10 protein-coding genes and 1 tRNA gene are annotated in these 11,567 nt (G+C 71.7%); 5 read left to right on the forward strand and 6 right to left on the reverse strand.

The window, feature by feature from the left end:
• The first annotated feature begins 34 nt into the window (after positions 1-34).
• A complete protein-coding gene (locus tag HCC61_RS27555; protein WP_169140061.1) occupies positions 35-862 on the forward strand; it encodes a maleylpyruvate isomerase family mycothiol-dependent enzyme in 828 nt (275 codons plus the stop codon).
• On the opposite strand, the gene HCC61_RS27560 is transcribed toward HCC61_RS27555, so the two are convergent.
• Both HCC61_RS27560 and HCC61_RS27565 read right to left on the reverse strand, forming a co-directional pair.
• Positions 834-2,627: an FAD-dependent monooxygenase gene (locus HCC61_RS27560; protein ID WP_240969338.1), complete on the reverse strand. Its 1,794-nt coding sequence runs from the start codon at positions 2,625-2,627 to the stop codon at positions 834-836. The genes HCC61_RS27555 and HCC61_RS27560 overlap by 29 nt on opposite strands.
• Before the next feature lie 26 nt (positions 2,628-2,653).
• A complete protein-coding gene (locus HCC61_RS27565) occupies positions 2,654-3,475 on the reverse strand; it encodes a TetR/AcrR family transcriptional regulator (protein ID WP_169140063.1) in 822 nt (273 codons plus the stop codon).
• Between the two features lie 157 nt (positions 3,476-3,632).
• On the opposite strand from HCC61_RS27565, the gene purF reads away from it, so the two are divergent.
• Both purF and purM read left to right on the forward strand, forming a co-directional pair.
• Entirely contained in the window at positions 3,633-5,216 is a 1,584-nt protein-coding gene (purF, locus tag HCC61_RS27570) for an amidophosphoribosyltransferase (RefSeq protein ID WP_169140065.1), read from the forward strand.
• Positions 5,217-5,296: 80 nt separating this feature from the next.
• Complete coding sequence (purM, locus tag HCC61_RS27575; RefSeq protein ID WP_169140067.1) at positions 5,297-6,382, forward strand: phosphoribosylformylglycinamidine cyclo-ligase; 1,086 nt, start codon at positions 5,297-5,299, stop codon at positions 6,380-6,382.
• Positions 6,383-6,481: 99 nt separating this feature from the next.
• Here the strand turns inward: purM and HCC61_RS27580 are convergent, their stop codons facing one another.
• Positions 6,482-6,733, reverse strand: coding sequence for a DUF3073 domain-containing protein (locus tag HCC61_RS27580; RefSeq protein WP_169140069.1), 252 nt, complete (start codon positions 6,731-6,733; stop codon positions 6,482-6,484).
• A gap of 263 nt (positions 6,734-6,996) precedes the next feature.
• Positions 6,997-8,166, reverse strand: a complete 1,170-nt coding sequence (locus tag HCC61_RS27585) for a Glu/Leu/Phe/Val dehydrogenase dimerization domain-containing protein (RefSeq protein WP_169140156.1) — start codon at positions 8,164-8,166, stop codon at positions 6,997-6,999.
• A gap of 268 nt (positions 8,167-8,434) precedes the next feature.
• On the opposite strand from HCC61_RS27585, the gene HCC61_RS27590 reads away from it, so the two are divergent.
• Together HCC61_RS27590 and bldC are read left to right on the forward strand one after the other, a co-directional pair.
• A complete protein-coding gene (locus HCC61_RS27590; protein WP_169140071.1) occupies positions 8,435-9,310 on the forward strand; it encodes a hypothetical protein in 876 nt (291 codons plus the stop codon).
• Positions 9,311-9,849: 539 nt separating this feature from the next.
• On the forward strand, positions 9,850-10,056 hold the full coding sequence (gene bldC, locus HCC61_RS27595; RefSeq protein WP_027749187.1) for a developmental transcriptional regulator BldC: 207 nt from the start codon (positions 9,850-9,852) through the stop codon (positions 10,054-10,056).
• A gap of 570 nt (positions 10,057-10,626) precedes the next feature.
• Here the strand turns inward: bldC and HCC61_RS31040 are convergent.
• Both HCC61_RS31040 and HCC61_RS27605 read right to left on the reverse strand, forming a co-directional pair.
• Complete coding sequence (locus HCC61_RS31040; RefSeq protein ID WP_169140073.1) at positions 10,627-10,989, reverse strand: DUF6274 family protein; 363 nt, start codon at positions 10,987-10,989, stop codon at positions 10,627-10,629.
• Between the two features lie 384 nt (positions 10,990-11,373).
• Positions 11,374-11,448, reverse strand: a tRNA-Asp gene (locus tag HCC61_RS27605).
• Between the last annotated feature and the right edge of the window lie 119 nt (positions 11,449-11,567).

An 11,567-nucleotide genomic window follows, 5' to 3' on the forward strand; every position in this document is an offset into this window, starting at 1 on the left:
ACCGGCGGCCCGTCCAGGCCCTAACCTCTTGACCATGCCGCCCGCCAAACGCACCAAAGCCGCACAGAAACGCAGCTACGATCCCGCCCGCGTCCGCCAGGCCCTCATCGGGCAGGTCGAGGCCGTCGCCAACGCCGCGCACGAGCTGACGGACGAGCAGTGCGCACGCCCTTCCGGGCTCCCCGGCTGGGATGTGCACCGGCTGCTCGTGCACATCGCGCTCCAGATCGACGCCGTGCCCCGCTATCTCGCCGGGCCCGAGTCCAAGGCGCCCGCACCGGAGGTGGACCTCACGTCCTGGGCGATGTCCACCGCCGTCGCCGCCGCCGAACTGGACCGTGAGACCCGCGAGGAGGCCGACCGAGCGGCCTCCGGCGGCGCGGGCGGCGCCGCGCGGATCGACGAGGCCGTGGCGCAGCTGGAGCCCGTACTGGAGTCGGCCGTACGAGGCGATCTGCTCATCCCGCACGGCGCCGGGCCCATGCGGATGCTCGACTTCACCGTCACGCGCCTCGTCGAACTCGTCGTCCACAGCGACGACTTGGCCCGCGCCACCGGAAGCCCCGTCACCCTGGACCGGCAGGCGCTCGCCGCGACGGTACGGGTGCTCACGGACACCCTCGCCGTGAAGGCGCCGGGTGCGTCGGTGGAGGTGCGGGTGCCGCCGTTCGCCGTCGTCCAGTGCGTCGAGGGCCCGCGGCACACCCGGGGCACTCCGCCCAACGTCGTCGAGACCGACCCGCTGACCTGGATCAGGCTCGCCACCGGACGGATCACCTGGGAGCGGGCCCGTACGGCGCACGCGGTCTCCGCGAGCGGCGAACGGGCCGACCTCAGCGGCCTGTTGCCCCTGCTCGGCTGACCGGCTCCGGCGCGGCGGCTGCCGGACCGAACCAGCGGGCGAGCGCGGCCCGCAGCCCCTCGCGCTCGCCCGGACCGGGACGGGCCGCGGACGACGCCCAGGCGACATGGCAGTCGGGGCGCAGCAGCAGCGCCGTCGCGGGCGGCGAACCGGCCGCCCCGTCCGGACCCCCCGGGCCCTCGGAGCCACCGGGCCCGCCGGCGCCGTCCGTGCCCCCCGGCTCCCCCGTGCCCCCCGTCTCCTGCCCGGGCCGCACGGATCGCACGGATCGCGCGGCGAGAGCGTCCACGCGGTCGTCCCACGGCCCTACTTCACCGGCGTACGAACCGTCCCCGGTCAGATCCAGCAGCAGCGGACGCGCGTTCCTCGTCAGCTCCGCCAGCCGTACGGGCCGTCCGGCACCGGTGTCCAGCAGGAGGTCGGGCGCCCAGGCGCCGATGAGGGGATGCGGGTCCCCGTTCCCCGTCCCGTAGTGGACGTCGGCGCCCGCCATCATGTCCGCGATGTGCCGGATGTTCCCCGGCTGCTCCAGCAGCTCCGTGAACAGCTCGCGCAGCGCGGTGACTTCGCTGCCCGGAGCGATCAGCGCCGACTGCGCCCGGGTGTGCATCACCACGCGCTCGGCGACGGGCCTGCGCTCGCTCTCGTAGGTGCCGAGCAGTCCCGGCGGTGCCCACCCGCGCACCTCGGCGGCGAGCTTCCAGCCCAGGTTCACCGCGTCCTGGAGGCCGAGGTTGAGCCCGGGCCCGCCGAGCGCCGAGTGCACGTGTGCGGCGTCGCCGACCAGCAGCACGCGGCCCGCGCGGAATCGGTCCGCGAGCCGGGTGTTGCCCCCGTGCAGGCGGCGCAGCAGATGAGGCCCGTCGCCCTCCGGCGGCCCCAGCGGCACGTCGGCCCCGAGTACGCGGCGCACGCTCGCCCGCATCTCCTCCAGCGTCAGCGGACCGCCGTCCCCGCCGCGGTCCCCGCCGCGGTCCCCGCCCCCTGAGCCGACCCCGGAGCCGATTCCGTCCCCGTTCTCGCTCCCGTCGCCGTGGTCCCACTCGGTCGTGTGAAACATCGCGGCACGGCCGGGGAACGGCGCGTACGCCAACAGCCCCCGGTCCGTGCGGTGATGGATGAACGGCTGCACGAGACCGTGCCCGGGCACGTCCAGACCGCCCGTCGCCGGGTCCGTCATCGCTTCGGGCACCGTCGCGTGCGCCGTGCGGTGCACCGTGTCGTCCCTGGTCACCCCGGGGAAGCCGATGCCGGCCAGCTTCCGCGTCAGGCTCCGCCCGCCGTCGGCCCCGACGAGGTGGCGGCACCCGATCCGGTACGGCCCGCCGGGCCCGGAGACCTCCGCCGTCACCTCGTGCTCGTCCTGGGAGAGCCCCGTCAGCTCGTGTCCGCGGCGTACCTCCACGCCGAGTTCGAGGGCCCGCTCCTCCAGCACCTGCTCGACGCGGAGCTGCGGCACGCCCAGCCCGTACAGCCGGTTCTGCCCGGGCTCCAGACGCCCCAGCTCCAGCGGCATCGCGCCGAAGACGAATCGCGGCACGGGGTCCGGTGGTTCCGCGCTGCCGCTGAGGCGCTCGTACAGGCCGCGGCGGTCGAGCATGAGGACCACCCGCCCGATCAGGCCGTTGGCCCGGTTCTCCGTCGTACGCTCCGGCAGCCGCTCCAGCACCAGCGGCCGTACGCCCGCGAGGCCCAGCTCGCACGCGAGCATCAGCCCGTTAGGGCCCGCGCCCGCGATGACGACGTCCCACTCTTCGCAAGGCATGTCCGCGCCCTTCCACCCGGATCGGTCTACCTGGATTCCGTCTCCCGGGAGCCCGTCTCCCCGGGGTCCTCCGGCCGCTTCCGCTCCCCGTGCGCGGACCCGCGTGTGGGCGCTGGCGGCGGAAGTCCCTCGGCGAGCTGCCCCAGCGCGTCCCGCAACAGCGACGGGAACGAACGGGCCTCCCCGCTCTCCCCGCTCTTGGCCCTCGCTCCGCTCCCGGCACCGGTCCCGCTCCCGGCACCCGCACCGCCCCCCGGCCCCGCTCCGCCGCCCTCGCCCCCGTCCTCGCCCCCCACCAGGAACCGCTCCATGACGACCGCGACGGCCCCGCACACCGCCGCCGCCACCAGCCGCGGATAGAGGTCCCGCGCCGCGTCCGTTCCCGTACGTTCGGCGACGGCGGCGGCCAGCTCCGCCTCGGCCAGGGCGTTGGCCTTGAAGAACTCGCCCTGGAGCGCCGGTTCGCCCACCATCAGCCGGACCCCGGCCGTCCACCGCTCGTCCGGCGCACGGTCCGCCTCGCCCTGCTGATCGAGCGCGAAGCGGGCCAGCGCCGCATGGACGACCGCGTCCCACAGCGGCTCGGAACCGGGCCGCGCCCGCAGCTCCTCCGCGATCCGGTGCGCGCGCTCGACGTGCCGCGCGGCGATCGCCTCGGCCTTGCCGGAGAAGTAGTTGTTGAACGTACGCGGCGAGACCCCGGCCTCCGCCGCGATGTCCTCGATCCGTACGTTCGCCAGCCCCCGCTCGACCGTGAGCCGGATCGCCGCCCAGCTCAACGCCGTTCGCGTCTCCCGCTTCTTCCGCTCCCGCAGTCCGCCGCCGCGTCCGGGGTCCTCCCTGTCCATGCACGGGACCCTAGCAATTCTTGCGCATCACGCAAATCTGCGTACCACGCAAGAACGGCTGCCGACCTCGTGACCGCAAGTAGTGGACGAGTAACCCGGATTGGCTGAGCATGTACCCGATTCGGAGCAACGCGCCCCCTGTCCTAGACTCGGTCCCGTGCCACGTGGTGACGGACGACTCAGCCACGACCTGCTCCCCGCCGAGAAGGGCCCACAGGACGCATGCGGCGTCTTCGGCGTCTGGGCCCCCGGGGAAGAGGTCGCGAAGCTCACGTATTTCGGTCTGTACGCGCTTCAGCACCGCGGCCAGGAGTCTGCGGGCATCGCGGTCAGCAACGGCTCGCAGATCCTTGTCTTCAAGGACATGGGCCTCGTCTCGCAGGTCTTCGACGAGACCTCCCTCGGCTCCCTCCGCGGCCACATCGCCGTCGGTCACGCCCGCTACTCGACGACGGGCGCGTCCGTGTGGGAGAACGCCCAGCCCACCTTCCGCGCCACCGGGCACGGCTCGATCGCGCTGGGCCACAACGGCAACCTGGTCAACACCGTCGAACTGGCCGACCTGGTCGCGAAGTTGTCGCCCGGGAACGGCAGCCGCGCCACCAGGGTCGCGGCCACCAACGACACCGACCTGGTGACCGCCCTGCTCGCGGGCCAGACGGACGAGGACGGCACCCCGCTCACCGTCGAGCAGGCCGCCCCCGTCGTACTGCCCCAGGTGAAGGGCGCCTTCTCCTTCGTCTTCATGGACGAGCACACCCTCTACGCCGCCCGCGACGCCCAGGGCGTGCGCCCCCTCGTCCTCGGCCGGCTGGAGCGCGGCTGGGTCGTCGCGAGCGAGACCTCCGCGCTCGACATCGTCGGCGCCAGCTTCATCCGCGAGGTCGAGCCCGGCGAGATGATCGCCGTCGACGAGGACGGGCTCCGCTCCACCAGGTTCGCCGAGGCGAAACCCAAGGGCTGCGTCTTCGAGTACGTCTATCTGGCCCGCCCCGACACCGACATCGCCGGGCGGAACGTTTACCTCTCCCGCGTCGAGATGGGCCGCAAGCTCGCCGCCGAGGCCCCCGCCGACGCGGACCTCGTGATAGCGACGCCCGAGTCCGGCACCCCCGCCGCCATCGGCTACGCGGAGGCCAGCGGCATCCCGTACGGCAGCGGCCTGGTCAAGAACAGCTACGTCGGCCGTACGTTCATCCAGCCGAGCCAGACCATCCGCCAGCTCGGCATCCGTCTCAAGCTCAACCCGCTGAAGGAGGTCATCAGCGGCAAGCGCCTCGTCGTCGTCGACGACTCGATCGTCCGCGGCAACACCCAGCGCGCCCTGGTGCGGATGCTCCGCGAGGCCGGAGCGGCCGAGGTCCATGTGCGGATCTCCTCGCCGCCCATCAAGTGGCCCTGCTTCTTCGGCATCGACTTCGCCAACCGCGCCGAGCTGATCGCCAACGGCCTCACCGTCGAGGAGATCGGCAAGTCGCTGGGAGCCGACTCCCTCGCGTACATCTCCATCGACGGGATGACCGAGGCGACCACGATTCCCAAGTCGCAGCTGTGCCGCGCCTGTTTCGACGGCGAGTACCCGATGCCGCTGCCCGACCCCGAGCTGCTGGGCAAGCACCTGCGCGAACCGGACACCGCCCCCGGCAGCGCCCCCGCCGAGCAGCCCTCGGTGCCCGACGTCGACGGCGTGGGTACGCTCACCGCCGGCGTCGGCGGCACCGACGCGCTGCGGCGCCCGTAGCCGGCCCGACCGGCACCGCCCCACCGCCCGGCCCGCCACGCCTGCCCGCCCGCCTGCCCCCACGACCGAGAGAGCCGACCATGCCTGTCGAGCCCGCCGACCCCTCCGGCGCCGGCGCCACCTACGCCGCCGCCGGCGTGGACATCGAGGCCGGCGACCGCGCCGTACAGCTGATGAAGGAGTGGGTGAAGAAGGCCCAGCGCCCCGAGTCGGTCGGCACGCTCGGCGGCTTCGCCGGGCTCTTCGACGCCTCCGTGCTCAAGCGGTACGAACGGCCCCTGCTGGCCTCCGCCACCGACGGCGTCGGCACCAAGGTCGCCGTCGCACAGCGCATGGACCAGCACGACAGCATCGGCCACGACCTCGTGGCGATGGTCGTCGACGACCTGGTGGTCTGCGGCGCCGAGCCGCTCTTCATGACCGACTACATCTGCGTCGGCAGGGTCGTCCCCGAGCGCGTCGCCCAGATCGTCAAGGGCATCGCCGAGGGCTGTGTGCTGGCGGGCTGCGCACTCGTCGGCGGCGAGACCGCGGAGCACCCCGGCCTCCTCGGGCCCGACGAGTACGACGTCGCAGGCGCCGGCACGGGCGTCGTCGAGGCCGGCGCCGTGCTCGGCGCGGATCGTATCCGTACGGGGGACGCCGTGATCGCCATGGCGTCCTCAGGTCTTCACTCGAACGGGTACTCGCTGGTCAGGCACGTACTCTTCGAGCGCGCGGGCTGGGCCCTGGAGCGTGAGGTGCCCGAGTTCGGCCGCACCCTCGGCGAGGAGCTGCTGGAGCCCACCAGGATCTACTCCCTGGACTGCCTCGCCCTGACCCGTACGACCGAGGTGCACGCCTTCTCGCACATCACCGGCGGCGGACTCGCAGGCAACCTCGCGCGCGTGGTCCCGGACGAGCTGCACGCCCGCGTCGACCGCGGCACATGGACGCCGGGCCCGGTCTTCGACCTGGTCGGGAGGGCCGGGGACGTCGCACGCGACGAGCTGGAGAGCGCGCTGAACATGGGCGTCGGCATGGTCGCGGTCGTGCCCCCGGGCTCGGCGGAGGCCGCGCTCGACACCCTCGCCGACCGTGAAGTCGAGGCCTGGGTCGCGGGGGAGATCACCGAGCGCGCGGCGGGCGCCGATGCCGTGACGCTGACGGGCGACTATGCGCGGTGACCCGCGGACGCACTCCGCGGGCGCCAAGGCCTGCGCACGTCCCGGAACAGCACAGAACCCGGTCCGGCAGAGGCCGGACCGGGCAGGGATCTGTGGACGTCAGCTCCGGCGCCGTGGCGCCGAAGAGTCGGAGGACTCGCCCTCGTCCTCCTCGTCGTTGTACACGTCCGAGTACTGTGCGTACCGGTCGTCGTCACGCTCATCGTCCTCGAAGCGGTCGCCGTTCGGCGGCTCGCTCGACGTCGATGCGCCCAGCTCTTCAGCCAGGCGCGACAGGTCCGTCCCACCGCTGTTGTACTTCAGCTGGCGGGCGACCTTCGTCTGCTTGGCCTTGGCCCGGCCGCGCCCCATGGCTCGACCCCCTCAACGACGGGGCTCGACGGCCCCAGAGTCTTGACACGCGTTCACAATTCAGAGCGGACCCTCGAAGGAGAGACCGTCCCGTAGGGCTTCAACGGTACCTGCTTCCGACGCCGTACGGTACGCCGCCCGCACGACACGGGCGCCGTCGGAGGCGTCCTGCGGCTCTCTCTTCGCTGGTCAGCTGTCATTTTACCGTGTGCCCGAGTGTCGACCCGCCGAGGGGTCCAGGGGAAGGGGCCCGGCAAGGCCGTTCAGCCGCGCGGGACGCCCGCGGCACCGGTGCCGGTCCCGTCGCCGTCCTCGTCGGTCCCGTCGTCCGGTGCGCCGGCACCGGCGGCCATCCGCGTCTCCGCGATGCGGTCCGCGGCGGCGGCCGGGGGCACACCGTCCGTGGCGGCACGGTCGAAGATCGACAGCGTCGTGTCGAAGATCTTTGCAGCCTTTGCTTTGGCACGTGCGAAGTCGAAGCCCAGAAGCTCGTCCGCGACCTGGATCACGCCGCCCGCGTTCACGACGTAGTCCGGCGCGTAGAGGATCCCGCGGCCCGCGAGGTCCTTCTCCACGCCGGGGTGGGCGAGTTGGTTGTTCGCCGCACCGCACACGGCCTTCGCGGTCAGGGCCGGGACGGTCGCGTCGTCCAGGGCGCCGCCGAGGGCGCAGGGGGCGTAGACGTCCAGCCCCTCGAAGCGGACCAGTGCCTCGGTGCCGGCGACGGCCTCGACCTCGGGGTGCGCGGTACGCACCCGCTCGACGGCCTCCGGCCGCACGTCGGTGACCACCACGCGCGCGCCGTCCTCCAGCAGGTGCTCCACCAGGTGGTGCCCGACCTTGCCGACGCCTGCGATGCCGACCGTGCGGCCGCGGAGCGTGGGCGCGCCCCAAAGGTGCTGCGCGCTGGCGCGCATGCCCTGGAAGACGCCGAAGGCGGTGAGCACGGAGGAGTCGCCGGCGCCGCCCTGCTCGGGCGAACGGCCGGTCGTCCAGGGGCACGTGCGCGCGACGACGTCCATGTCCTGCACGTACGTGCCGACGTCGCATGCGGTGACGTAACGGCCGCCGAGCGACGCGACGAAGCGCCCGTAGGCGAGCAGCAGCTCCTCCGTCTTGATCTTCCCGGGGTCGCCGATGATCACGGCCTTGCCGCCGCCGTGGGGCAGTCCGGCCATCGCGTTCTTGTACGACATGCCGCGAGCGAGGTTCAGCGCGTCCAGCAGCGCGGCCTCCTCGGGCTGGTCCTCGCCCGCGTAGGGGTGGAACCTCGTGCCGCCCAGGCCGGGGCCGAGGGCGGTGGAGTGGAGGGCGATCACTGCCTTCAGGCCGCTGGCGCGGTCCTGGCACAGCACGACTTGCTCGTGCCCGCCCTGCTCGGACCGGAAGAGGGTCCGCAGAATCCCTGTGCCACTCGCTCCGTCGGCGCTGATGGTGGGCGCCTCGGCGGGCTGTGGGGAGGGACGTACGTCAGCCACGGTGGTGACTCCAGGTGTCGCGGTTGTACGCCCTTTTCGTCGCCGTCCGAGCTTGTGGCGCGCACGGCGGGGAGGGCCGGTCGACAGCAGGGTACGACCTGCGCGCGGCCGCATCGTTGCGGTGCCACGATCGGTGGTAGTCAACTGTCCCTCGAGGCCCGCCCGTAAGGGTGCGGGCCCGGGTTCCCGCGGGAGCCCCAGTCCCGAACCGTGGAGGAAACGCGTGGCTCAGCAGGCGTCGGTCATCGTCCCGTACGCGGCGTATCTGCGGGTGTACGAGCCACTGGCCGCGTTCCCCGAACCGGAGCGTGCGCACTGGGTGCGCTATGCCAAGCGGGACCGTGTGCCCACCGCCCAGGACGAGTTGCGCCGTTCGCTGGCCGACCTGCTGCCCGTACCGCCCGTGGCCGTGCCCGTGCGCGAGAGCGCGGACGCCTTCGTGGCGGAGGTCGACGGCGTGGTGTGCGTGTGCCCCTGGCGGACCCGGCTGCGCGGCTGGCAGGCGCTTGCAGCGCTGTCGCAGGCGGCGGGCGAGCAGGAGGTGGCGATGCCGCAGACCGTGCTGGACGCGGCGGTTCCTCCGGTCGTACGGCGTCAGGCCGCCGCGGACTATGAGCGCTGGCTGACGCGCAATCCCGACGCCCGCCCGTGGATCCGCACGGCGCTGTGGCACGTGCCTGTGCGCTGGTTCGTTCTTTTTTCTTCGGAGGAGAAAGAGTTTGCGAAGCCAGGAAGCGGTGAGGAGAGCGTTCAGCAGTTCGTCCTCCGCTATCGCACGCCGATGGTCCAGGCGAGGCGCCGCCTCGCCCGTGGTCTGAAGGTTCTCCGCGAGGAGTTGGAGGAGGGGCCGCTCGTCGACGGCCTGGTCGACGTGGGCAGATGGCTGGAGGAATTCCATCCGCGGTCCCTCGTCGAACTGGACTACGGCGGTCTGGCGCACGCGATCCCTGAGGAGCAGCTCGCCGACGACGATTCCGCTGCCGACGTGGCGGAGGGAATCGCGGCACTGCGCGCAGGGGACGGGGAGCGGGCCGGCGTCGCCTACGAGCGGCTGACGGACCGCTGGCGCGCTGTGAGAGAACTACAGTTCGCCAACTGACTGCGCGGGTTCGCTCCGTGAGGTTCACGTTCGTGGTTGTGTTCGTGAACTGAACGCGGACGGGGGCCAACGGGGTTGTGCATGTCACGGACCTCCAGGACCTAGGTCCCGAAAGGGGCCAAAGCCTCAAGCGTGACGGACAGCACTTTCCGGGGCCTTGCTCTCAGAGCCGTCCCTCGTGTCAAAATAGGACAAGGAGTTCGACGGGGGCTCCATCCATCCAACTATGGTCGGAAAGATCGGTATTGCCCACCTTGGTGGGGCTGGTGCTGCTTGGTCGCCCTGTGACTGATCGTCACGGTGGGGTGACTGTCCGCTATGGGGCGGTCCATCGGCTTCCGTCGAGGTTCACCACCTCAGAGGGCAATTCCATCGGTTTGGCCGACGTGGCTGGACAGATGGTGTAGTTGTAGTGCCGAGGACAAGCCGTTCGTCCTATAACCGACTCGGCTCGCGTACGTCCATATCGGGCAACGCGGGCCAAGGTGCAGAATTCAAGGAAAGAACCGTATGGTTCGGTTCCTCCGAGGAGGCCGCTCATGACCGCTCGCACCCCAGATGCCGAGCCCCTGTTGACCCCGGCTGAGGTTGCCACGATGTTCCGCGTGGACCCGAAAACGGTCACACGCTGGGCAAAGGCGGGCAAGCTCACGTCGATCCGCACGCTCGGTGGTCACCGCCGCTACCGCGAGGCGGAGGTGCGCGCACTGCTGGCGGGCATCCCGCAGCAGCGCAGTGAGGTTTGATCAGGCGAAATAACTGCATAACAGGGCGCATTCGGGGCCCTCACCCCGGATCGGCGCCTGAGGCAACAGACATCAGGCCGCTGTCCCCAACGGCGCTTGATCGTTGATCGCGCTGGACTCCGCCGGGTCCGGCGCGATCTTTTTGTGTCCGGACCTGCCGTGTCCGGACTGGTCGTGCCCGGACCGGACGTGCCCGGACGGGCATGTTGCGGGCGCTCGCACCGTGCGGCCCGTGCTCTGTGCGGGGCCGGGGAGGGCCGGCGGGAGGGGTCCGCAAGGGGAGTGCGGGGCTCCGACTGTGGTCGCTGGATGGGGAGTTGGGGATCCGGCTACGTCTTGTGCGGACTGCCGTGGAGGACAAGGGAACGTAGTGCAATTGCACATATTAAATTGGCGCTTGATGAGAAGGGCGTAAGCTTCCCCACATCCGGAAGAAGGATGGTGACTCCCGTCACATCCGCTTCTGGTTGTACGGGACGGGCAGTCTGCGGTAAAGGGGCAGCCGTGGCGGTGCAGGGGTCGTCTGCTTCACAGCCGTCACCGAACGCCCTTATCCGGAACGGGCGTTGACTACTTGGACGCGGAGATCCGCCGGGGCCTCGCTGCCCGTTCGCGCCGTTCGCCGGCCGGTGGCTCGCCTTCCCGGTCTCCGGCAGGCGCCGCGGGCGCTTCGTGGGCCGCCTCTCCTTCGGCTGCCGGCTCGGGCGATCCCTCGGGCGCTTCTCCGTACGGCTGGGCGTCGGGCTGCCCGTTTGGCTGCCCGTTTGGCTGCCCGTACGGCTCCTCCGGAGTGTGTTCGGTCGCCAGCCTCAACAGCCGGTGACAGACGGGGCAGTTGCGTGTCACATGCCGGTAGCGGGTGGCAGCGGCCAGGTGTGCTCGCAGAAGTGCCCTGGTCTCATGCCGCCGGGGGCCGCGCGGAGTTGTCCCCATTCTTGCCCCACCTCCCAATACGAGAAGTACCGGGAGGACGGCGGAGCGTCAAGAAGCGCCGTACGGGGCGCAACGGCGCACGGGGCACGGCGCGCGGCCTCTTCCCTGCGTCTTCCTTGCGGGAACGCCTGAGCGCTCCTGTGCGGCGCTCTGAAGGCTGCTGACGGGGTATCAGCGGTCGGCCGGGCAATTGCCCGCTGCACGGGCCGCGCAGGCGCCTCATGCGGGCACGGAGGCGCCGGGGCGGGAGCGATGGCCCGTACGCGACGGCGACGGCCCGTACGGCGGCCACCGGGCGCACACAGCCGAGCGGCCCGCTCCCGAAGTACGGGGAACGGGCCGCTCGTTCGTCTCGCGCTGCCGTGTGGCTCTTGCGAACTGCTGCGGTCCTGACGGGATTTGAACCCGCGGCCTCCACCTTGACAGGGTGGCGAGCACTCCAAACTGCTCCACAGGACCTTGGTGACGCACCCGGCTCGCGGGTGCGGACGAGACTCTACAGCAGCCTCCACGAGCGGCGCGAACTCACTTTCCGCGACCGCCTCGTCACCGCAAACGGCGCGGCCCCGCCTCGGTGC

The organism is Streptomyces sp. HNM0575 (genome assembly GCF_012726265.1).
Classification (GTDB): domain Bacteria; phylum Actinomycetota; class Actinomycetes; order Streptomycetales; family Streptomycetaceae; genus Streptomyces.